Source organism: Albidovulum litorale (genome assembly GCF_025751495.1).
Classification (GTDB): domain Bacteria; phylum Pseudomonadota; class Alphaproteobacteria; order Rhodobacterales; family Rhodobacteraceae; genus Albidovulum; species Albidovulum litorale.
In genome coordinates this window covers 427,061-449,693 of record NZ_JAOWKZ010000003.1, presented here as the reverse complement: position 1 = coordinate 449,693, position 22,633 = coordinate 427,061, and the positions used below count along the sequence as shown (strand labels likewise).

19 protein-coding genes are annotated in these 22,633 nt (G+C 61.8%); 12 read left to right on the top strand and 7 right to left on the bottom strand.

What is annotated here, in order from left to right; all coding sequences use genetic code 11:
* Positions 1 to 112: 112 nt before the first annotated feature.
* Positions 113 to 856: a hypothetical protein gene (locus tag OEZ71_RS13040; protein ID WP_263740423.1), complete on the top strand. Its 744-nt coding sequence runs from the start codon at positions 113 to 115 to the stop codon at positions 854 to 856.
* On the opposite strand, the gene OEZ71_RS13035 is transcribed toward OEZ71_RS13040, so the two are convergent.
* Positions 825 to 2,072, bottom strand: coding sequence for a tyrosine-type recombinase/integrase (locus tag OEZ71_RS13035; RefSeq protein WP_263740422.1), 1,248 nt, complete (start codon positions 2,070 to 2,072; stop codon positions 825 to 827). The genes OEZ71_RS13040 and OEZ71_RS13035 overlap by 32 nt on opposite strands.
* 247 nt (positions 2,073 to 2,319) lie before the next feature.
* Positions 2,320 to 3,972: an ABC transporter permease gene (locus OEZ71_RS13030; protein WP_263740421.1), complete on the bottom strand. Its 1,653-nt coding sequence runs from the start codon at positions 3,970 to 3,972 to the stop codon at positions 2,320 to 2,322.
* 139 nt (positions 3,973 to 4,111) lie between these two features.
* Between OEZ71_RS13030 and OEZ71_RS13025 the strand changes: the two genes are divergently transcribed.
* Entirely contained in the window at positions 4,112 to 4,987 is an 876-nt protein-coding gene (locus OEZ71_RS13025) for a hypothetical protein (protein ID WP_263740420.1), read from the top strand.
* Positions 4,988 to 5,073: 86 nt separating this feature from the next.
* Here the strand turns inward: OEZ71_RS13025 and OEZ71_RS13020 are convergent, their stop codons facing one another.
* Positions 5,074 to 5,334: a DUF2312 domain-containing protein gene (locus OEZ71_RS13020; RefSeq protein ID WP_263740419.1), complete on the bottom strand. Its 261-nt coding sequence runs from the start codon at positions 5,332 to 5,334 to the stop codon at positions 5,074 to 5,076.
* 122 nt (positions 5,335 to 5,456) lie between these two features.
* Between OEZ71_RS13020 and OEZ71_RS13015 the strand changes: the two genes are divergently transcribed.
* Complete coding sequence (locus OEZ71_RS13015) at positions 5,457 to 5,672, top strand: hypothetical protein (RefSeq protein WP_263740418.1); 216 nt, start codon at positions 5,457 to 5,459, stop codon at positions 5,670 to 5,672.
* A 3-nt stretch (positions 5,673 to 5,675) separates the two neighbouring features.
* Here the strand turns inward: OEZ71_RS13015 and OEZ71_RS13010 are convergent, their stop codons facing one another.
* Both OEZ71_RS13010 and OEZ71_RS13005 read right to left on the bottom strand, forming a co-directional pair.
* Positions 5,676 to 6,521, bottom strand: coding sequence for a fumarylacetoacetate hydrolase family protein (locus tag OEZ71_RS13010; RefSeq protein WP_263740417.1), 846 nt, complete (start codon positions 6,519 to 6,521; stop codon positions 5,676 to 5,678).
* A gap of 73 nt (positions 6,522 to 6,594) precedes the next feature.
* Positions 6,595 to 7,053 (bottom strand): Lrp/AsnC family transcriptional regulator, encoded by a 459-nt coding sequence (locus OEZ71_RS13005; protein WP_263740416.1) that lies wholly within the window; start codon positions 7,051 to 7,053, stop codon positions 6,595 to 6,597.
* 234 nt (positions 7,054 to 7,287) lie between these two features.
* Between OEZ71_RS13005 and OEZ71_RS13000 the strand changes: the two genes are divergently transcribed.
* The 4 genes from OEZ71_RS13000 (at position 7,288) to OEZ71_RS12985 (ending at position 13,101) form a co-directional block, all read left to right on the top strand.
* Entirely contained in the window at positions 7,288 to 8,967 is a 1,680-nt protein-coding gene (locus tag OEZ71_RS13000; RefSeq protein WP_263740415.1) for a tyrosinase family protein, read from the top strand.
* Between the two features lie 25 nt (positions 8,968 to 8,992).
* Entirely contained in the window at positions 8,993 to 10,726 is a 1,734-nt protein-coding gene (locus tag OEZ71_RS12995; RefSeq protein ID WP_263740414.1) for a hypothetical protein, read from the top strand.
* A 66-nt stretch (positions 10,727 to 10,792) separates the two neighbouring features.
* Complete coding sequence (locus OEZ71_RS12990; RefSeq protein ID WP_263740413.1) at positions 10,793 to 12,292, top strand: hypothetical protein; 1,500 nt, start codon at positions 10,793 to 10,795, stop codon at positions 12,290 to 12,292.
* Entirely contained in the window at positions 12,289 to 13,101 is an 813-nt protein-coding gene (locus OEZ71_RS12985) for a hypothetical protein (protein WP_263740412.1), read from the top strand. The genes OEZ71_RS12990 and OEZ71_RS12985 overlap by 4 nt, the downstream gene beginning before the upstream one ends.
* 49 nt (positions 13,102 to 13,150) lie before the next feature.
* Here the strand turns inward: OEZ71_RS12985 and OEZ71_RS12980 are convergent, their stop codons facing one another.
* Complete coding sequence (locus tag OEZ71_RS12980; RefSeq protein ID WP_263740411.1) at positions 13,151 to 13,429, bottom strand: acylphosphatase; 279 nt, start codon at positions 13,427 to 13,429, stop codon at positions 13,151 to 13,153.
* A 76-nt stretch (positions 13,430 to 13,505) separates the two neighbouring features.
* On the opposite strand from OEZ71_RS12980, the gene OEZ71_RS12975 reads away from it, so the two are divergent.
* Positions 13,506 to 14,513, top strand: coding sequence for a 2-hydroxyacid dehydrogenase (locus OEZ71_RS12975; protein WP_263740410.1), 1,008 nt, complete (start codon positions 13,506 to 13,508; stop codon positions 14,511 to 14,513).
* Positions 14,514 to 14,893: 380 nt separating this feature from the next.
* On the opposite strand, the gene OEZ71_RS12970 is transcribed toward OEZ71_RS12975, so the two are convergent.
* Positions 14,894 to 15,799: a LysR family transcriptional regulator gene (locus tag OEZ71_RS12970; protein WP_263740409.1), complete on the bottom strand. Its 906-nt coding sequence runs from the start codon at positions 15,797 to 15,799 to the stop codon at positions 14,894 to 14,896.
* A 173-nt stretch (positions 15,800 to 15,972) separates the two neighbouring features.
* Between OEZ71_RS12970 and OEZ71_RS12965 the strand changes: the two genes are divergently transcribed.
* The 4 genes from OEZ71_RS12965 (at position 15,973) to argC (ending at position 22,628) form a co-directional block, all read left to right on the top strand.
* Positions 15,973 to 19,386, top strand: a complete 3,414-nt coding sequence (locus OEZ71_RS12965) for an indolepyruvate ferredoxin oxidoreductase family protein (RefSeq protein WP_263740408.1) — start codon at positions 15,973 to 15,975, stop codon at positions 19,384 to 19,386.
* Between the two features lie 142 nt (positions 19,387 to 19,528).
* Positions 19,529 to 20,341 (top strand): glutamate racemase, encoded by an 813-nt coding sequence (locus OEZ71_RS12960; RefSeq protein WP_263740407.1) that lies wholly within the window; start codon positions 19,529 to 19,531, stop codon positions 20,339 to 20,341.
* Positions 20,342 to 20,512: 171 nt separating this feature from the next.
* Positions 20,513 to 21,418: a class I SAM-dependent methyltransferase gene (locus OEZ71_RS12955; RefSeq protein WP_263740406.1), complete on the top strand. Its 906-nt coding sequence runs from the start codon at positions 20,513 to 20,515 to the stop codon at positions 21,416 to 21,418.
* A 181-nt stretch (positions 21,419 to 21,599) separates the two neighbouring features.
* Positions 21,600 to 22,628, top strand: a complete 1,029-nt coding sequence (argC, locus tag OEZ71_RS12950) for an N-acetyl-gamma-glutamyl-phosphate reductase (protein WP_263740405.1) — start codon at positions 21,600 to 21,602, stop codon at positions 22,626 to 22,628.
* Positions 22,629 to 22,633 lie beyond the last annotated feature (5 nt).

Sequence of the window (22,633 nt, the reverse complement as noted above, 5' to 3'; positions counted from 1 at the left end):
ACCTATCAGCGCCTGACGACGCAGGCCCGCGCTGAGATGAAGCGGATCGTGCCCGTCAGCACCTGGGAAGAGGCTCCGGACGACGTGCGCGCGGCACTGACGGCCTGACACCGTGGCGACCCGGCTCGACTCGACCGACCCGCACGCGGACGCCGCCCGCAGACCCGAACAAAGCCTGTGGGCGGCGGTCGTGCTTCATGCCGTGCGCGATGCCTTCGACAAGGGCGACGCCTTCCGCATCGAACTTGACCGGGTGGAGGCCCTGCGCTTCCTGCTCACCCCTCGCGGTGCGTGGGCGAAGTCGCGGGAACATGCCTGCTATTCTGCGGGCGTCGATCCTGAGCGCCTGCACGAATGGGCGCTCAAGGTCATGGACGGCAAGGTTGACTACGGCCAGCCCAAAGAGGTGCAGGCATCGCGCGACCTGTGGGCCGCGATCAACTCGCCGCCGAGGAAGGCCCAGCCGACGCAGACGCGCCCGCCCGAAGGCGAACCCGAGGAACCATCAGAACCCGTTTCGATCCCGCTCCCGTCAGTGGTTGAGACGGTCGGCATCTTTGACGTTCGGGAGGACGGCACACTCTACTGCCCGAATGATCGGGCCTTGGTCGGCCCGTCGCTGCCCCGCGAAAACTCCCAACAGGGGCGCGTCCTGCGCGCGCTGACGATGAAGCGAGGCGGCACGATCAACGCGCTCAGAAAGGCGCATCCGAAGTGGGAGCAGCTTGCCGTTGAGGTGTGCCGTCGCCTCGACCTGGAACTGACATACCGCCACGACGGGCATGAGGTCGCGGCGGTCGTCGATGCAGAGACGAAAGTCTTCGTCAGACGGCGGCTCCTTTCACCCGCTGCATGATCTCGTCTGCGACCGCCTGAACGGCGTTCCGCACGTCAGGGGTCACGACGTAGGAGTCGGTCATGTTGCCCGCAGCGTGACCCATTTGCGCCGCGCGCTGCGCATGGGGGATACCGATCTCGGTCGCGATAGAATCCCATTCGTTGCGCGTGTCCTTCGGACGCCACTTCTGGTCCTTGTAGGTGATGGTAGGGAGCTTCTGGCGGTAGCCCTTGTGCGCGTGCGACGGGAATACCCAGAAGCCGCCTGACTTGATCTCGTGCAGGCGCTTCAACTGGCGCACTGTCCAGGTCGAGATCGCCACATCACGCGGCAGGCCGCGCTTCGGGTCGCGGACGTAAATCTTCGCGGCGTCGAGGTCAACGTCCTCCCAGCGCAGCGACAGCACCTCGCCGACGCGCAGCCCGGTCAGCAGCAGAACCTTGAGCGCGCTCTTGGAATAGAGGTCGTCGATCCGATCAACCTCGCGCCACCAATGGAACACGTCCTTGATCCGCTTCGGGTTGCGGATCACCGTTGACCAACCCTTCGGGAGCGAGGTCGTCGGAACTCGCGTGATCACCTCACGCCGCTGCGCATCATGCATCACAGCCGAGACGACGCGCATCAGCGCCTTCGCTGTCACCACGCTCGAACGGGACAAGCGACGCCACGTCGTCAGCACGTCCTGCGGGGTGATCTCGACGGTCGCGCGCTCGAACCAGTCGGGGACATGGACCTTCAAGGTGCGCTCATACTCGGTCAGGGTCGAGGACTTTGCCTTGGAGCCAAAGTGACGGTACTCGTGCCAAGTCTGCGCGAACGTCTCGACCTGACCCGGTTGCGGGCGGGGATCGTCGCGCAAGACACGCGCCTTGCGCTCGACCTTCTCCTGGAACCTGATCGCTCGAAGTGCCGTCCGCGCCTCCTGAGACATGGCCGTGCGGGCGTCGTCGTCCTGGGACCAGTGCTTGGTCCTTGGGTCAACGCCTGCGCGGATTTCAGGCAGCAGGACGTTGCGCGCGAGGTCACGAGCGACGTTGACGCGCACGAGGTCTGACCGACCGATCTTCACGCGCAGGAAGCGCCCCTGCGTTTCGCTTGCGGCATAGAAGGTGCGCGTCCGCTTGCCCACAGCGAGGTTGAAGCCCGCAAGCTCCGTGTCGTGGTGCCAGATAGTCGCGTCAGAGAACGGCAGGCCGTCCACATAGGCTTGGGTGATCTTTGCATGGGGCATGGTTCACTCCGTCGTCGGTTTGATGGCGCTTTGACCGCCACTTCGCCACCAACGTCGGGTGAAAATCGACCTTTCCGCAACCAATCAACCGAGGTAACTCGTTGATTTAGCAGGTGGACATCCGTCCACGGGTGTCTGCATGTCTGGGTTGTCGGGAATTACAAATCAGATGCTCTACCAGCTGAGCTATAGGGGCACTGATCCGCACATAGACCGGCTCGCGCGCCTGCGCAAGTCCGGGCCGTCGTCAGCGGCGCGCGGCGCCGAGATTGGTCCGCGCCAGGAGCGCGACCGCAACAAGCCCGACGAGGATGACGAGAAGCGCCGGTGGAGCAGCTTCGCCGATATTCTCAAGGCTCGCCTTTTCATGGGCGCGGGTCGCGAGCGTGTCATAGTTGAACGGGCGCAGCAGGAGTGTTGCCGGGAGTTCTTTCACGCAATCGACGAAGACAAGCAGCAGAGCGGTTCCGACCGAGCCCTTCATCAGCGGCAGGTAAACCTCGCGCAGCGTTCCCCCGGCCGTGCGGCCCAGCGACCGTGCCGCCATTGGCAGCGACGGCGAGACCCGGCCGAAGGCCGCGTCCGTCGCGCCCTGGGCGATGGCGAAGAAGCGCACGAAATAGGCCATGACGATGGCCGCGGCGGAGCCGGTCAGGATCAGCCCCGGATCGCGGCCCGTCAGCCACAAAAGCGCATCGGCAACCCTGTGGTCGAAGGCCGCGACCGGGATCAGGATGCCCACGGCCAACACCGCGCCGGGGGCGGCGTAGCCGATCGTGGTGACCGGCAGGATGAGTTTTGGCAATCGCCGCCCCGTCTGTCTGACGCCGTAGACCATGAAGAGCGCCCCGGCGACGGTCAGCACCGATGCCGAGCCGCCAACAGACAGCGTATTCAGAAACGCCCGTCCAAGGCCGGAACTCACCCATGTTTCGGGCCGGTCGAGGGCATGGCCTGCGATCACGGCGACGGGCAGGATGAACCCCGCGAAGACCGGCAGGGCGCAAAGCGCCGTCGCGATCCAACCCGGTGCGCCGCTCAACCTGATTCTGGTGATCGGGCGGGGCTGGCGCGCGGAATGGTAGTAGCGCGAATTGCGGCGGCTGACCTTCTCCAGCGCGACAAGGGCTAGGATCACCGCAAGGATGACGCAGGCGATCTGAGCGGCCCCTCCGGCATTGCCGGTTTCCAGCCAGACGGTGAAGATACCCGTCGTAAGCGTTTGAACGGCAAAGAAGTCGACCACGCCAAAATCGTTCACAGTTTCCATCATCACGATGGCGGCGCCTGCGGCGATGGCGGGCCGGGCCAGTGGCAGGCCGACGCGCCGGAAAAGCCCGAATGGCCCGGCGCCGAGGGCGCGTGCAACCTCGTAACTGCCCGCTGATTGTTCGCGAAACGCTGCGCGGGCGAGCATGTAGACGTAAGGATAGAGAGCTGCCGCAAGCACGATTACGGCGGCCCAGCGGGACCGGACTTGCGGAAACCAGTAGTCGCGCGCCGAGGTCCAGCCCATTGTCTCGCGCAGGGCGATCTGGACCGGGCCGGAATAGTCGAGGAAATCGACAAGGGCATAGGCGCCGATATAGGCCGGGATCGCGAGCGGCAACAGCAACAGCCATTCCAGAAGATTTGCCAGCGGAAACCGGTACATCGTGACGAGCCACGCAGCCCCGGCTCCGATCGCAGCTGCCATGGCGCCGGTGCCAAGCGTCATCAGGACCGTGTTGGCGGCGTAGCGGGGCAGGGTGGTCGCCATAAGATGCGGCCAGATGTTCTCTGTCGGCGCGAAGGCAAGTACCAGAACCGACAGGATTGGCAGGATCACGATGGCGGCTATGGCAAGAGCGCCGACCGACCAGATGCCGCTGCCATCCCTGCGCCGCAGCAAGTGCCGCATCCCTGTTCGTCCCAGAGCTTGACTATTTCCATCGGTCATGGGCAAGCGGTTACAGGAAAGCGGTTTTACTGTCCAGAAAGCCCGTATAGGGTCGCGTCAACGGCACACGGCGAAGGTCAGGAACGGACATCCGGTCAACATGGAGATCGTGTATCATATAGGGGCGCATGGCACCGATGACGGATGGATCGTCCGCGCGCTCTTGAAGAACCGGGGCACGCTGGAAGCCATGGGTGTCGCGGTGCCTGCGCCCAAGCTCTATCGTCAGGTACTTCCCAAGGTCGCGAAAAGCCTGAAGTCGGGGCAGGTCGTCGATGATGCTCAGCATGTCCTTCTCGACGCGGTACTGGACGTCGAGAATGCGCAGCGCGTGATCTTCAGCCACGATTCCCTTGTGTGCTTTCCGGCCAATGTCATATCGGCACACGGTTTCTATGCCATGGCCCCGCAGCGGATCGAGGCCTATTCCAACCTCTTCCCGGCGGCGACGAAGGAATTCTATCTGGCGCTTGTCAACCCGGCCACGCTGATCCCGTCGCTGATCGATCTTCCCGCAGGCGGCACCTATGAGCGGATCATGGGCCAGACCAGACCGACCGAGATCCGCTGGTCGTCCACAATCCGGCGCATACTGGCGTACCACCCGGACGTGAACCTGACGGTCTGGTGCCACGAGGATGTGCCGCTGATCTGGCCCGAAATCCTGCGTGCCCTCGCCGGGCTTGGCGCCGAAGATGCCTTGGAGGGCGATTTCGATGTTCTGACGGCCCTCTTGACGGAAGAGGGGATGACGAAGTTCAAAACCTACCTTGAGGCACATCCGCCCCGGACACTGGCGCAAAGGCGGCGCATCACCACCGCGTTTCTGGAAAAATTCGCCAAACCGGAAGAGTTGGTGGCCGAGCTTGATCTCCCGGGTTGGAGCGAAGAACTTCTGGCCCAGGTCACGTCCAACTACGAGAATGACTGTGCCGAGATTGCCGCGATGGCAGGTGTCACGTTCATTCAGCCCTGATCCAGATCGTCTGCTGAAAAGACGTTCCTGCCGCCGGCGCGCCATGTCAGCATGGCCTGACGCCCGGGCGGCAATTCGATGGCAGGTCAGGCCATGCCGAGCGCGGCCTTGTACATCTCCAGAACCGCTTCTTCCTCGGCCAGATCGTCCTTGTCGCGCTTGCGCAGCGCGATGACCTTGCGCATGACCTTGGTGTCGTAGCCGCGCCCTTTGGCCTCGGCCATCACCTCTTTCTGCTGATCGGCGATGTCCTTTTTCTCGGCCTCCAGATGTTCATAGCGTTCGATGAACTGGCGCAGTTCGTCGGCGGCGACGTTGTAGGTGGCATCGGATACGGGCTGGTTCATGGCGTCATCTCCTGAAAAGGGCTGGCGCCCTGACTAGTCGGTCGGGCGCGGTGCTTCAAGGCTCGGCCTTGCCCTTCTGGCGGCTTCACGCTAGGGCGGGGCGATTGCATGGGGGACGCGACATGGACTGGCTCATCTGGATCGGCGCTGTCGTCACTCTGGCGGGGCTTGCGCTTCTCGTCTGGGTCATCTTTGGCATCAACCGGGCGCGCAAGGCGGGCCTGCCGGATGCCGATCTGCGCGCGAAGCTGCAAAAGGCCGTGGCGCTTAATCTCGGCGCGATGCTTCTGTCCGGGCTCGGCCTGATGATGGTCGTTCTGGGGATCGTGCTCGGCTGAACCTCAGGCGTCCTGCCGCACCACCTGCCGCTGACGGCCAAGCCGGTCGATTTCCAACTCCATCACGTCGCCCGGTTTCAGGAAGAGCGGCGGTTTCATTCCCATGCCGACGCCGGGCGGCGTCCCGGTGCTGATGATATCGCCGGGATGCAGCGTGAAGAGCTGCGACAGATGCGCAATGATTTCGGCCACGGTGAAGATCATCGTCGCGGTACTGCCGGTCTGGCGGCGGGTGCCGTTGACGTCAAGCCGCATGGTCAGTGACTGCGGGTCCGGCACCTCGTCGCGTGTCACCAGCCATGGGCCGGTCGGTCCGAACGTGTCGCAGCTTTTTCCCTTGGTCCACTGGCCGCTGAGCCGGGTCTGGAACTGCCGTTCGCTGACATCATTGACGATGCAATAGCCCGCGACATGGTCGAGCGCGGTTTCCTTGGTTACGTATTTGGCTGCGGTACCGATCACCACTCCGAGTTCGATCTCCCAATCGGTTTCGGTGGAACCGCGCGGCAGGATCACGTCGTCATCAGGGCCGACGATGGCAGAGTTCGCCTTCATGAACAGGATCGGATGTTCGGGGATCTTCATGCCCGCCTCGGCGGCATGGTCGGAATAGTTGAGCCCGATACAGAGCATCTTGCCGATTGCTGCGACGCAGGGGCCAAGGCGCGGGTTCCCCGCGACCTGTGGCAGGCTGGCCGGGTCGAGCGCCCGAAGCGCGGCTATCCCCGCATCCGACAGGGTTGCGCCCGCGACATCGGATACATGCTGCGACAGGTCCCGCAAGGTGCCACCGGCATCAATCATTCCCGGCTTTTCCACACCGGGCGCCCCGTAACGGACGAGTTTCATGGGGTCCCCCTATCGCTGCCACGTGCCGGATCGTTGCCTAGAACGCCGGCGCCTGCAACCCGTCGCCTGAGGGTCAGAGCGGCAGGGCAGCGTTGTCCCTGAGCGTGCGGACGACTAGCGAAGAGGTGTAACTCTGGATGCGGATATCCTCGTAAGTGTCAAGAAAGCTGTAGATATAATCAGTGTACTCGGCCGCGGTGCGAAACTTTGCGATCATCACGAAGTCGAACTCGCCGGTCACAAGATAGCAGGTGACGACAGCCGGCTCGCGTTCCAGCCGCTGCATCAGGCGGCGGTCCACATCCGGCCCGTCCTGGGCGAGCTTGATCAGGAATATGCCGGTGACCGAAAATCCCAAGATGTTGGCGTCGAGCACGGCCCGTCGGCCCTTGATCGCGCCCTTTGCCTCCAGCGCCTTGATCCGGCGGTGGCAACTTGCCACCGAAAGGTTCACCTGTTCGCTGATGGCCTCCAATGAGAGCGAACAGTCTTCCTGAAGCAATTTCAGAATCGAAATATCGACGTCGTGCAAATTTTTTTCCCCAACAGCATTTTGGTGAAAACCAACTAACAGCCTCGGGCGAAAATAGATACGGATTTTCGCCTCAAGCGAGTACATCTGGAAGAGGAATTTTACCCCAAGGCAGAATGCCTGATGATTGCATCGCAACCCACATGGACAGACGACATTAGTTGTTATTTCACAGCCCCTTACTGGCTGCCCGCCGAAGATCGCGCAGATATTGCCAAGGGCTGGCGCGGCTGCATGAAAGGCTATCTGATCGACCTTGGCGACTATGCGTCTGTCTGCGAATGGTCGGTGACGATCTACAACCACCTTGCGTCGCGCTCGATGCCGCTGACGGACGATGCGCGGCAGTTCTGGCCCTTCGATGCGCTTGAAACTTTCCGGCTGTGGGTCAATCAGGGCTGGCGCAGGGTGTCCTCCGATCCGATCGACAAGGCTGACCGCATCCCGAAGCCGCCGGTCCCCCCGTCCGAGCCCTATATCCGGCGCGATCTGGCCGCGATGCGTCCTGATGAGATCGACGATTTCCGCGCGCGGCTTGACGACATCATGCAGGTTGGCGATCCGTCGCCGGCCTCGCCCTGGCAGAAATGGGCCTATATCCACACCAACTGGTGCCTGCACTATCAGGAAGCCTTTGCCTTCTGGCATCGCGGATACCTGATGTATCTTGAGACGCTTCTTGGCTGCCCGATCCCTTACTGGGACTGGATGGCGAAGGATGCGAGCATTGATGGCAGCCCCTCGGCGGGACTGCCGCAATGCTTTCTCGATGAGACCTACGTGCATCCCGGCACCGGTGAGACGCGGCCAAATCCTTTGCGCTACGCGGCGGCCAAGGACGGGCGGTCAAAGCTCTGCGCCATCGGCAAAATGTCGGGTCCCGATTGCACCTATGTCCAGCGCAATCCGCTTTTCTACACCAGGGGCGACGATCACCGGGCCGAGCGGGCGAAGCTCTTCGCGATGGCCGAGATTTTCCAGCAGCAGGTCGTGGATGCGTTGAAGTTTCCCACCTTCAGCGTGCCGCAGGGCTCGCCCGGCTTTCCCTGGGCCAACATCCCCGCCTTCACCCCGCCGCAGCCGGATGATCTTTACCCCTACCGCGACCAGAATTTCGACGGCGCCTATGAGCAGCCGCACGACAATTACCACGGTTGGATTGGCGCCGACATGGCCGACAATGCCTATACCGCCGTCGACCCGATCTTCATCTGCTACCACGCCAATATCGACCGTATGCTCGAAGTCTGGATCCGTGCCCATCCGGTGGCGCAATACACCGCAGGCGTGGCGCTGAGGCCCTTTACCGGCCCGGTGGCGGCAGAGATCAACGAAGCAACACCTGACCTGTGGCGCTATACGACGCTGGGCGATCTGGCGCAGGACAGCCGACATCTGGGCTACGACTATGGCCCGCCTGTCGCGCCGCAGTTCACGGGGCGCGCGCCGGTGGCTGGGTCCGGCGCGAGGACGGGGCAGACGATAAGTGGTGGGTCTGCCCCGTCCGCCAGCGCCCCGGGGCCTGCTTGGGTCATCTTCGACGGCGTGCGCTGCACCCATGACAGCTACACGATTGATGTATTCCTCGGTGGTGCGGCGGGCGCGGCGCAGGCTGACAATCCCGCCTATGTCGGCCGCTTCAGCCGCATCGGCATGGGCATTGCGGACGACAAGGGTCGCTGTATCCGCCATGGTGTCCCGCGCATGCTGGACGCCTCCCGCGCGGCGGCGGCGCTTGGCCTTTCCGCCGGAGAGGAACCGGGGCTCTGCTTCCGGGTCAGTCATCTGCACACCGGACATGAATTGAGTGAGGACGAGTATCGGGATTTGCCCGGATTTACCCCCGTTTTCCACTGGGGGGACCTGCGTTTCGCCCCCATCGACCGGTCGTCTGAGAGGCCCTGCTGCCACTGACGCCCCAGACCGAAAGGATTTCCGAATGTCGAGCTTCACGAGCTTTTCCACGCCCGCCCATCAGGGGCCGAAGGACTACAAGCAACTTGGACTGTCAGCCGCCGATCTCGCCGCATTCCAGAAGGGTTGGAGCGATAATGTCGCCGGCTGGACCGCGATGTCGATCATCGGCAATCCCTGGTCGAACCTGAACGACGCGCCGCGCGACAACTATTACAATCCGCTGACTGCCGGCATGGGTACCGCGACCGCCGCCGTTGTCGAATGGACGCCGTTTCCCAACCGGCTCATTCAGTTCCTGACCAATCCCGGCATCACCAATGGCGGCCAGTTGACCGCCCCGCTGACGATGGACGAGGTGCAGGCGCTCGCCGATACCGGGCAGATCGCGCAGAATGGCACGACCTATGTCCTTTATGACCCGCAACCGGGGCAGGTGCTGCTGAAAATCCCGGCCGAACGCTGCCCCAGTATCAACTGGACCGGCAAATACACCGATTTCTCGCCCCCCGGCCCGCGCGGCTGGCAGGATGAGTATTGTGAATGGTCGATCCTGCGCAATGCGGCAGGGAAGATGCAGTCGATTGCCTTCACCTGCGAAAACCCCGCCTATTACCTGACGATGTGGCGGCAGAACCCGAAAGCGGTTCTGGGCATCTACAAGGCCTATATCGACCCGACGGTGCAGCTTGAGGACCTTTACCTGCGCTACGAATACGATCAGCCGACGGGCAAGAAGGGCGATCCTGTCATCGACCCGACGACGGGCAACCCGGCCTATGACCCGACCAACAAGTGGAACCGGGGCCCAAGCCGCGTGATCGGGTCCTTCGGCGGCGCGATGCACCTGACCTCACCCCCGAACACGCTCTCGGCCGAGGTCTATCTTGCCGCTGCCGCAACGATCCAGCGCTCGTCCTCGGTCAATACCAACCCCCAAACGCTGATCTGCTGCGCGCAATACGGCCAGAACTTCCGTAACTCCGATCCAAATATCGGGTTCGCGGCCAATCAGGCCTCTCGGACATCGAAACTGACGCTGACCGATCCCGTGGGTCTTTACATCCAGCAGCCTCAAAGCTTCGCAGGCTGGCAGGGCCCGAATGGCGAGGATATCTCGGGCTATTGGCAGATCACCCGTGGCACGGCCGGGACCGGGCCGAACGGCTCGGACCAGATCCTGCATGTCACCTTCGACATTCCCGACAGCGCGGGTTTTTCGATCGAGGACTGCACGATCTACGGCATACCGATCAGCCATGTCGGCGTGATCCTGAACCAGATGAAGATCGCACTTGCTGTCACGCCGAACGGGGATGCGCCCGACCTGACGGCGCTGGCCTGCGTCGCCGACCGGAAAACAGGGCTTCAGCCCTGGCCGGTGCAGCTTCTGCCGGAAAGTCTTTTCTACGGTGAGTCCCCGTCCGACCTGCCAGCACTTCTGGTGCCGGGAACGACCAACCGCTTCGTGCTGATCGTGCAGGGGGCAGATGAAAACACCACGCCCGCGACAGCGCGGGTCGCGTTCTCCGACCCGAATGTCACCTGCGTGGTGGAAAAGTTTCTCAAGAATGCATCGGCCGTGCCGGGGCAGACCAATGGTGGCGGCACGCAGGGGTTTGTGATGAGTGTAACGGTTGCAAAAGGGGCAGCGCCCGGTCCGGTCATGGTCCGGGCGCTGAACCCCGGCGAAGGGCAGAACCCGACGCCGGATGAACATCCCTGGGAAGCCGGGCAGGCCCTCATCCCGTCAGCCTGAGCCACAGGGCGGCCCCAGAACCGCCAGGGGCCGCCCTGTTTTTTCACCTCCGGACAGGGTATTCCCATGCATAGTCTTTCCCATTTAGCCAACCTTGCTGTCAGTCTTTTTCTTGCCGCCGGTGCCGTGCATGCACAATCGTGCAGCGGTCAGCTCATCACCGATCCGACCTCGGCGAAGTTCCTGACCGGCGACACGCCCTTCACCGCCACGCAGGCGGATATGAACTGCTATTCCTGGCAGATGTTCCTGTCACTGAATTGGCCGGTCGATCCCGGCTGGCCCGCGACGCCCGCCAAAGCGGGAGAGCCTGACCGGACGGCCACCATTGCCGATTTCGGCCTGCCGGGGCAGGGCGGTCAGGCGATGGCGGGGGGCACGGTCTGGCAAAGCTTCATGGCCGCGCCCGAGGTCTTCAAGGCGGGGGCCGCGACCCCGACCGATTGGGGCGTCGTGCCGCCGCCACCCTCGAGCTGCACCTCTGCCAATGGCACGCTCGGCACGGGCGGGTCGGGCCGGGTGCTGACGGCCACCTCGAAATCCGCGGTCCACCCGATGCATCGCTTCAACCTTGGCACCGGAACGCTTTCGACCGTCTCGGACGAAATCCTTGAAGCCACGGGCGGCTGGTTGACCGATCAATCGGGCAATCTGGTTTTCTTCGAACGTCTGATGGGCAAGGCCGAATACGATTATATCACCGGCAAGAAGCTCTATGACGCGGCCAACCAGATGGCGGTCGCGACCAATGCCAATGGCACGACGCCCGAGGGCCTGTCGCTGCCCAAGGGCAAGCCAGCCGGATCAGGCGTGCAGAGCCAGGAGGAACTTGGCGCCTTCGAACTCAAGGCAGCCTGGCGCAACCTTGGCGCCGATACCGAGCTATATGACCGCTACCTGACCTCCACCGCCTATCTGGTCGCCCCTGATGGGACCTGCAGCGAGACCGTGGTCGGGCTCGTGGGCCTCCATATCATCCACAAGACCGCCTCGATGCCCAATCTCATCTGGTCGACCTTTGAACAGGTGGACAATGTGCCCGGAAACGGTACGCCGCCCGCAGGCTACAGCTTCAACAACCCGCAAAGCAGCGACACACCGAACGTGATGCCGAAATGCGGCCAGACCTGCGACTATTCCAAACCCATTCAGGTGACGCGGCAGGTGCCGATCTCGTCAGGCCTCAACGCCACCAACAGCGAGGTTCAAAAGCTCTTCGCGACCAGTACCGGTGGCAAATCGGTGTTCCAGTATTATCAACTCGTCAACGTGCTCTGGGACGGCGCCGCAGCACCTCCTTCGCCCGAACCCGGGGCGAATGCCGTCGTGCCCTTGAACTACGGCACCTTTCAGTCCGAGGCCAACGCACCCGTCGCCAACACCACGATGGAGACCTATGCCCAGCTTTTCACCCCCGGGCTCGGCCCCTCGTGCAATGCCTGCCACCAAAGCGCGACCATCGCGGGCAGCAAGACACTCGCCTCTGACTTTTCTTTCCTCTTCGGCACGGCATCCAGCAGCCAGCCCGTGACCGGCGTAACAATTTCCAGGGAGTTTTCTGAATGAGCCGATCAGTTTCCTATGCCCTGGCACTTGCCCTCGCGATCCTGCTTCTGATCGGCCTGGCTATACCGTCGCGCGCCCATGCGCCCGGCCCCGATGCGGCCGATCAGCCGGGCCAGCACGGCATGTTCATGGTGGGCGAGGACAGTCTTTTCCTGCTCCACATGCCGATGTTCACGATGGAAAAGCATATGTATCAGGTCGTGCTGCGCGCCAGCTTGCCGGATGAGCAGATGGCGGGATACCGCAAGCTGCGCACGGAAAACTCCGGCACGGCCTACAACCTGATCAATGTCGCGGACGACCAGTTCACCCTGCCCGAGATCAAGGCGGGCGGAGTGCGTCAGTTCAAGGCCACGATCTATGATGGCTATTCGAACGCGGGCGGCGGCACGCCCGGGGCGGTCCTGTGGGACAATGTGCCGGTCACGATCGAGGATGTGGTCATCTTCCGCCACTTCAACTTCTCGATCGAACGACCTGCAAATTTGAACTACGTCATCTTCGGTCAGGGCGATGAGGCGCATCTGACCCACTACATCGCCCGAGATCCCTCCTTTCAGCACATACTAACGCTGCCCGCCCCGCCGGACTGGCTTTCGGTGGCCGAACTGGCTGCCGGGGTCGTTGTCGAATTCCCGGATCTGCCGTCCGAACCCGTGAGTTGCACCGAACCGCTGTCAGCGACCACGCATCCGGTCAGTTTCGAGGGCCGGAGAGACAAGCCTCAAACGCTTGACCTCAGCGGGGCGCAGACGGTCTGGTATTCGACCGGAAACCTTCTGAACGCCAAGGACCCCTGTCCGGAGTGATGGCGTCAGAACCGCCGGTGCCGCCTCTCTCCGGGTGGCGCCGGCCCTTTCAGGTCACGATGCTGAAACCGGTGGGCACCGTGGCCGGATCGGCCTCTTCCCGCGATACATCGGTCACCCGCGCGGCCCCAGGACCCTCGGCCATCGCCATGACCATCGCATCGACGGCGTTCTCAGGCCCCGCGATCAGCGCCAGAACCGAGCCGTCACCGCGATTCCTGACCCAGCCCCGAAGGCCGAGCGCCACGGCCTGAGACCGCGTCCAGGCGCGATAGGCCACGCCTTGCACCCGGCCCGTGACCCTTACAGAGCAGGCAACCTCGCGCATTGTGCCCTCCGCTATGGCTGGTCCGATCACCGCATGATAGCACGGTCAAGGCATAACCGAAGACGGGTCAGGGGCCATGAAGACCGTTCGCACCGATGCTGAACTGGAAACGCCGTTCCTCGACGCCGAATTGCGCAAACGAGGTGAGCTTGTGCTGTTGCCTGACGGCGCGTCCGAGGCGGAGCTTGTCGCGGCCGTGGCCGACGCAGACCTTCTGCTCATGTGTTACACACCGGTTACAGCGGCGGTGATCGCCGCCGCGCCGCGCCTGAAGGGGATCGTCAAGTACGGTGTAGGCATCGACGCGATCGACATCCCGGCCGCCATCGCGCGCGGCATTCCTGTCGTCAATATCCCTGAATATGCCGAGGAAACCGTGGCCGAGGGCGCATTCACCCTGATGATCGCGCTGGCGAAAAAGCTGATCCCCCTCGACCGCCAGATGCGGGCCGAGGGCTGGGCCTGGCCCACCGCCCGGTGGATGGGCTCGGATATCGCGGGAAAGACCGTCGGCATCGTCGGGCTGGGCAGGATCGGGCGCAGCTTTGCTCGCATGGCGGGGCAGGGCTTTCGCGCGCGGGTCATATCCTATACGCCCGGCATGGAAGCCGGGGAGATGGCCGCGTGTGGCGTCGAAAAGGTCGACGATCTGCACGACCTGCTCAGGCAAAGCGATTTCGTTTCGCTCCACTGCACACTGAACGCCACGACCCGCCATATCATCGGCGCCGCCGAACTTGCCGCGATGAAACCCACCGCTCTCCTCATCAACTCGTCACGCGGCGCATTGGTGGATGAGGCTGCCCTGGTCGCGGCACTGACCGAAGGCCGTATCGCCGGTGCCGGGCTGGATGTCTTTTCCGCTGAACCTCTCAACCTCTCCGACCACCTCATGAGCCCGCTCTTCAGCCTCCCCAACGTCCTGATGTTGCCGCATCTGACCTTCTACACCGCCGAAGCGATGGAGCGGTTGGAGCGCGAGACCCTGGATCGCTGCGACGAGGCGCTGGAGGGGCGGTCGGTATTGATCAAGTCGCACGACCCGAGATTGCGGGCGCAGCGTAGGGGCGTCAGCTTCGTTTAAACCCTAATCGAAACCTGCCGATCCTTGGGGCTCTGCAAAGTCGAGATGCCTACAGAATGACCACCCGCTGTCAGGAATTGGACAAAGGCGACGCCTGCTTCAGCAGTGAATGAATTTCTGACGGAATAAAGATCCAGATAGGCACTTGCTTTCACTTGTTGGTGGACAGCCGTAGGGCATCATGCCATGACTGCCCGCGAAACAAAAAAAAGGCCGAGACAAGCTCGGCCTAAGTCCAACAGGGAGGTAGAAGTCAGCGAGAGTTTCCTCAACCGCTGGCTTCTATTCCTATCTAGGTTGTGGGTTTCGCCGGATCAAGGAAAAACGCATCTGAATCGTGTCATGGCCGGTATGCGTTGCGCACATGCCTCACTGCAATTTCAGGTTGTCTGCTCGTCGCGGCGGCTTTTTCGGTAAAGAATGATCTCTTCCATCACGAAGTCGCGGAAGGCCGCCACGCGTTTGGATTGCCGGAGTTCCTCGGGATAGGCGAGAAAGACCGGCACCTCGCCGGATTCCACATCCGGCAGGACGCGCACAAGGTTGGGGAAGTCATCCGTCAGGTAATCCGGCAGCACACCGATGCCGAGATGCGACAGCACCGATTGCAGTACGCCGTAATAGCTGTTCACGGTCAGCGTCGAACGGATGTCATGGGCCAGAAGGGTCTGAACCAGCGTTGCCCCGGCCCCGACCTGCGGGGCGGTCAGGCTCTGACTGATCAGCCGGTGCCTGCCGAGGTCTTCGAGTGATTCCGGGGTTCCGGCCTGTTCAAGATATTCTGCGGTAGCATAGAGCCGCATCCGGATGTTCATCAGCCTTCGGCGTATCAGGTCGGCCTGACTGGGTTCCTTCATGCGGATCGCGACATCGGCCTCACGCATCGGGAGGTCAAGTACACGTTCCTCAAGCATCATCTCGATCTTCAGATCGGGATACTTGTCGTAAAGCTTGCCGAGGCGCGGCGCGAGCCAGAGCGTCCCGAAAGCCGTGGTTGTCGTGACCTTGAGTTCGCCAAATACCTCATCCTCGCTGTCGCGGATGCGGGCTGCGGCAGTTTCCAGACGCTTGTTCATCGCCGACGTCGCGTCGAACAGCAATTCGCCCTGCTCGGTGAGAATCAGTCCCCGCGCATGGCGGTGAAAAAGGGTGGTGTGCAGGCTCTCTTCCAGCGCGCGGATCTGGCGGCTGACGGCGGATTGCGACAGGTTCAGGCTCTCGCCCGCATGCGTAAGACTTCCCGCATCGGCGACCGCGTGGAAGATTCTGAGCTTGTCCCAGTCCATCCTGGTGCTTTCTGTCGTTTTGCGTCCCGGCTTTATGGCGGAATTACTTAAGCCGGGAAAGTAAAACTGCAATGTAACTGGAACAAAACTGTCCGGATGGTCAGAAAAAAGGCGCTTTGTAGGTCAGAAGTTTTGACCTATAATGGTGCTGCTCTGCTAGCGGGGAGGGCCAGATGAGCAAGCCGCAGATCAGCCTCAATGATCGGTACGACCTGACCAAATCACCTGTGCTTTTGAACGGCACACAGGCGCTTGTGCGCCTGATGCTGATGCAGAAGGAACGCGACCGGAAGGCGGGGCTGAATACCGCCGGTTACGTCTCGGGCTATCGCGGCTCTCCGCTCGGCGGGGTCGATCTGAACATGGCGCGGGCGAAGAAACTGCTCGATGCCAACGATATCCGCTTTGAACCGGGCCTGAACGAGGATCTTGCTGCGACCGCGCTCTGGGGCACCCAGCAGGCCGAAATGTATGGCGAGGGGCGCTATGACGGCGTCTTCGGCCTCTGGTACGGCAAGGGGCCGGGGGTGGACCGTACGGGCGATGTGATGCGGCACGCGAACCTTGCTGGATCATCGAAGCATGGCGGCGTGCTGATGGCGATGGGTGACGACCATACCGGCGAAAGCTCCCTGACGTTGCACCAGTCCGACTGGGCGATGGTCGATGTCTATATGCCGGTCGTCAGCCCGGCCGGCGTTCAGGAAGTGCTGGATTACGGCATCTATGGCTGGGCCCTGTCGCGCTTTGCCGGAGTCTGGGTCGGCCTCAAGACCATGAAGGACACGGCCGAGGCAACGGCGGTCGTCGATGGAGATCCGTTCCGGATGTCATTCGTCACACCCGAGTTCCAGATGCCCGAAGGCGGGCTTAATATCCAGCTTGGCGACACGCCGGTCCTCCAGGAAACCCGGATGATCGACTACAAACGCCATGCAGCCGAGGCCTTTGCGCGCGCCAACAAGATCGACAAACGGGTCTGGGGCAAGTCGGGGGCGAAGATCGGTTTTGTGTCGGCGGGCAAGAACTGGCTCGACCTCTGCCATGCCTTCGAAATGTTAGGGATCGATGCCGCCGAGGCCGAGCGGCTGGGCATCACCACCTACAAGGTGGGGCAGACTTTCCCGCTCGATATGCTCAGTTTCCATGACTGGGCAGAAGGGCTCGACCTGATCATTGTGGTCGAGGAAAAGCGCAAGCTGATGGAAGTCCAGATCAAGGAGGCGATCTTTGACGACCGTCAGGGCCGGCGAGTCTATGGCTGGTACAAGGGCGGCGCGGGCGGCATGCACCGCGAAGAATTGTTCCCGACCCGTTACGCGCTTGATCCCGCGATGATTGCGGAAAAGATCGGCGACATTCTGATTGAGGAGGGTCGTGCGACCGATGAGATGCGCGCCTGCCTGAGCGAGGTGCGCGAGGCGCGGTGGGCCGACAATGTGCCGGAACTGGCGCAGCGGACGCCTTATTTCTGCTCGGGCTGTCCCCACAACACATCGACGAAGGTTCCGGAAGGCTCGGTTGCGTATTCCGGCATCGGTTGCCACTTCATGACCGTCTGGATGGATCGCGATACCCGCTGGGCCACGCAGATGGGCGGCGAGGGCGTGAACTGGGTAGGGCAAGCGCCGTTCTCCACACGCGGCCATGTGTTCCAGAACCTTGGTGACGGCACCTACAACCATTCCGGCATCCTTGCGATCCGTGCCGCTTTGGCGGCGGGGACCAACATCACCTACAAGATCCTCTTCAACGACGCCGTCGCGATGACCGGCGGCCAACCGAATGAAGGCGGGCTGACCGCGCCTCAGATCGCACGCGAGGTCATGGCGATGGGGGTGAAGAACGTGGCCCTCGTTTATGACGAGAAGGAGGGGGTGGAGCTTTCGCAGTTCCCGGCGGAGATCGAGAAGCACGAGCGACATGATCTCCCGGAGGTGCAGAAGAGATACAAGGATATCAAGGGTGTATCTGTCATTCTTTATGTCCAGACCTGTGCCGCCGAAAAACGGCGACGCCGCAAGCGCGGCGCGTTTCCGGACCCTGACCGACGCGTCTTCATCAACACCGATATCTGCGAGGGCTGCGGCGATTGCGGCATCCAGTCGAACTGCGTCTCTATTGTCCCGGTGGAGACCGAACTGGGCCGGAAACGCGCCATAGATCAGTCGTCCTGCAACAAGGACTTCTCCTGCATCGACGGGTTCTGCCCCTCTTTCGTGACGTTGAAAGGGGCTGAGGTAAAGAAGGCAGTCGCGGCCGAATTCACGCTGCCGAAACTACCCGATCCGAAACTGCCCCCGATCAGGGGCACCTATAACGTGCTGATCACCGGCGTCGGCGGGACCGGCGTGGTGACAATCGGTGCCGTTCTGGCACAGGCAGCGCATCTCGACGGCAAGGGTGCCGGGATGATGGAGATGGCGGGCCTTGCCCAGAAGGGTGGTGCCGTCAATATCCATCTGCGGCTGGCGGAAAAGCCCGAAGATATAAACGCGATCCGGGTCGCGACTGGAGAGGCCGATTGCGTGATCGGCGGCGATCTGGTCGTCAGCGGCGGGGCCAAGACGCTGGGCCTGATGAAAACGGGCCGTACCGGGGCGGTGGTGAACGCGCATGAGATCATGACCGGCGCTTTCACGCGTAATCGCGATTTTCATTTGCCGGTTGAAAGGTTGCGGCTGTCTCTTGAAGCGCGGTTGAAGGATCGTGTGCAGTTCCTCGACGCCTCCGAACTGGCGCGGAAACTGCTGGGCGATTCGATTTACTCCAACATGCTGCTCTTGGGCGCGGCCTGGCAGCGGGGTCTTGTGCCCCTGTCGGCGAATGCGATCCAGCAAGCGATCGAGTTGAATGGCGCTGCCGTTCAGGGCAACCTGCGCGCCTTCGACATCGGCCGCTGGGCGATGCTGCACCCGGCCGAGGTTGCCGACCATCTGGCGGAAGCGGCGGCCAAGCATCTGACGCTGGAGGAAAAAATTGCATTCCGTGTGGCGCATCTGACCGCCTATCAGAACGAGGCCTATGCCGCGCGCTACCGCAAGCTGGTGGATGCCGCGCCTGCAGATATGCGTCAGGCGGTGGCGATTGGCTACCACAAGCTTCTTGCCTACAAGGACGAATACGAGATCGCCCGGCTACATCTTGAAACCGCAGGAAAGGCCAAGGCGGAGTTCGGCGGCGATTTCCGGATGACCTTCCATCTCGCACCGCCCTTCCTTGCGCAGCAAGGTAAAGACGGAAGGCCGGTAAAGAAGGAATATGGTGCGTGGATGCTGCCGGTCTTCCGGCTGCTCGCGACGATGAAGCGCCTTCGGGGTACAACGCTCGACCTCTTCGGCAGGTCTTCGGAACGAAAGATGGAGCGCGCGCTGATCGCGCAATACGAGGCCGATATGGCCGAGGTCTTGCCACGCGTCCGGCCGGAAACACTAGATGCGGCTGTGGCGCTCGCCGAATTGCCGCTTTCCATTCGTGGCTTCGGTCCGGTGAAACAGGCGGCGGAACGCGCGGCGGCGAAACGGCGGGAAGAGCTTCTGGCCACGATCCGGGCAGGCGGGGCGCCCATGAAGGCGGCAGCCGAATAGGGCGAAAAAATCTTCAATGACTTTTGCCAAGAAAACTTGAATTTTCTTGCCCCATTCGAGGCGGCGAGGATGCGTGTGGAAAAGCCGTGGATTTCCGCCGCCCCGGCGCGTAAGACGGGCATGCATTTCACGGGGCAGGCATATGGCGGTCGGCGTTTTCGATTCGGGTCTTGGTGGGCTTACGGTCTATGATGCCGTGGCAAAGGCCTTGCCCGAGGTGCCCTTCGTCTATCTCGGCGACAACGCCCATGCGCCTTACGGCGTGCGTGATGCCGATGACATCTACAACCTGACCTGCGCAGGCGTCGAACGGCTTTGGGACGAAGGCTGCGACCTTGTGATCCTTGCCTGCAATACCGCCTCGGCCGCTGCTCTCCGCCGGATGCAGGAAAAGTGGGTCCCGGCGGACAAACGCGTTCTTGGCGTCTTTGTCCCACTGATCGAGGCGCTGACGGAACGGCAATGGGGCGACAATTCCCCGCCGCGCGAGGTTGCGGTCAAGCATGTGGCGCTTTTTGCGACGCCCGCCACGGTCGCCTCCCGTGCCTTCCAGCGAGAGCTTGCCTTCCGCGCAATCGGCGTGGACGTGGAGGCGCAGCCCTGCGGCGGTGTTGTCGATGCGATCGAGGAGGGCGATGAGATCCTCGCCGAGGCGCTCGTGCGGTCCCATGTCGAGGCCTTGAGGCGGCGGATGCCGAAGCCCGAGGCGGCGGTTCTCGGCTGTACCCACTATCCCCTCATGGAAAAGGTCTTTCAGGAGGCCCTTGGCCCTTCGGTCACGGTCTATTCGCAGGCCAATCTGGTGGCTGAAAGCCTGAAGGATTATCTGCAGCGCCGGCCGGATTTCCTCGGGACGGGCACTGAGGCCAAATTCCTGACCACCGGCGACCCGGCCCGCGTCTCGAACAAGGCCACGCAGTTCCTGCGACGAAAGATCGCCTTTCAGGCGGCGTAATTGGACACGAGAATGTATTGTCCCCGTTTTCAACCCAATCTATGAAACTCTACCGGTGGAGGGTGTCAACAACCTCTGCACAAACCGGTCAAGTCCGTACCGTACCAATACAGACTGACAGCACCGTGACTGATTGCTTCGGATCTGTGGCAGGTCGTATCATTCGGGGAGATGGCTTTGTTTGAACAGATTTTAAAGAATATCGGATCTCAGTCTCGAATCTGCCGCCAACTCTACGAGCCACGGAGTGGCGGGTATCACCTCCCGGTTCGGATGCAAGCAGAAAGACTCTCCGAGGAGGCGATCGGTACTTATCGCAGCAAATATCCCGAAGTTCGGTACGATTGCGTTGAACTGCCAGTGGCGGATTTGCTGGCAAGTCTGGTTCTGAATACCGGAAGCACGACAATCATCGAAACCGGAACGTCACGCGGATTCTCTACGTGCCATTTAGCGGCGGCCGCGCGCATCGTCGCAACCGATGCAGTGGTGCATACTCTCGATGCCAAGCTTGGCCCGAACCGCTTTTTTGAATCTGAGGACATCGCGGAAAGCATAGTTGCGACTATTGGCAACTCACTGGAGTTTGACGTCCAAGACAGACTTGACGGGCGTCGCATAGACTTCCTGTTTCTGGATTCATTGCATTCGTTTGGTCATCTGAATCGCGAAATTGCATACTTTGGGTCAAAGCTGAAACTGGGCGGGATTATCGTGATGCATGATACAATGTGTTATGATGGGCTTGCATTACTCGTGTTGCAGATGCAACGCTTGCCGTTCTTCGAAGCAGTCACCATCCCGACACATCGAAGCCATGGCGATCGCAAAAGAAGCTGCCCGGGTGTTTCAATTTTCCGGAAGGTTGCGGAGTTCAAGCCTTCGGAAGTCACCCTGCCGGTATTGCTGCCCATTCTCGAAACCGAAGCGCCCTTCATGAATTCAAGGCAAATTGAGAGAGTGCAGGGCCCACTTTCTCTCGACCGAACCTATGAGATAATGGTGGGAGAAGGTGGTGCGCGAGGACGGAACAGCACTAGCCTCCTTGAGCCTACGAAACTCTCTCGACAAGGTTAAAAAAATGACTGTCATGTCGGCGGCAATCTGGTGCACATCAGGTTTCGGGCACGGGAGCACAATGGATGCACCGGGAAGCAAGCTCGTTGAAGCTGAATTGATGGATTGTCAGCCAAGATTAATACGGTTGAAAGCAGACGGGCGATTGTACATGTAAGGCTCGCAATTTGCGGAGAGTTGAATGACCCACAATATCGCCATTCTCGGCGCGTCCGGCTATACCGGGGCCGAGCTTGTCCGCATCATCGCCACCCATCCCGCGATGGAGATCGCCGCTCTGTCCGCCGACCGCAAGGCCGGGCAGGAGATGGCGAGCGTCTATCCGCAGCTGCGTCATCTCGACCTGCCGACACTTTCAACGATTGAAGAGATCGACTTCTCAAAGATCGACCTTTGTTTCGCGGCCCTGCCGCATGGCCTGTCACAGGCTTTGGTGCGTGATCTGCCGCGCTCGGTGAAGGTCGTCGACCTTGGCGCCGATTTCCGGCTGCGCGATCCGGCGGCCTATGAAAAATGGTACGGTGCGCCGCATGTCGCGGTCGAATTACAGAAAGAAGCCGTTTATGGCCTGACCGAGTTCTACCGTGACGACATCCGCGCCGCACGGCTGGTGGCCGGGACCGGCTGCAACGCCGCGACCGTGCAGTTCGCGCTGCGCCCGCTGATTGAAGGCGAGCTCATCGACCTTGATGACATCATATGCGATCTGAAGAACGGCATCTCTGGCGCAGGGCGCAGCCTTAAGGAAAACATGCTGTTCACGGAACGGCAGACCGACGTGCTTGGCTATAGTCAAGGCGGCAAGCACCGGCATCTGGGAGAATTCGATCAGGAATTCAGTGCCCTTGCGGGCCGGAAGGTCGAGATCATGTTCACCCCGCATCTCGTGCCGATGTCGCGTGGCATCCTTGCCTCCTGCTACGTCAAGGGCGATGCGCAGGCGATCCATGCCGCTTTGGCCGCGCGTTATGCCGATGAACCCTTCCTGACCGTCCTGCCCTTCGGTCAGGCCCCGGGGACGGGCGCGGTCGCGGGGTCGAACTTCTGCCATATCGGCGTCATCGGCGACCGCAAGCCGGGCCGCGCGCTGGTCGTGGCGGCGCTCGACAACCTGAACAAAGGCTCCTCGGGTCAGGCGGTGCAGAACGCCAACCTGATGCTTGGGCTCGATGAAACGGCGGGGCTGATGCTCGCGCCGGTCTTTCCGTGAGGATC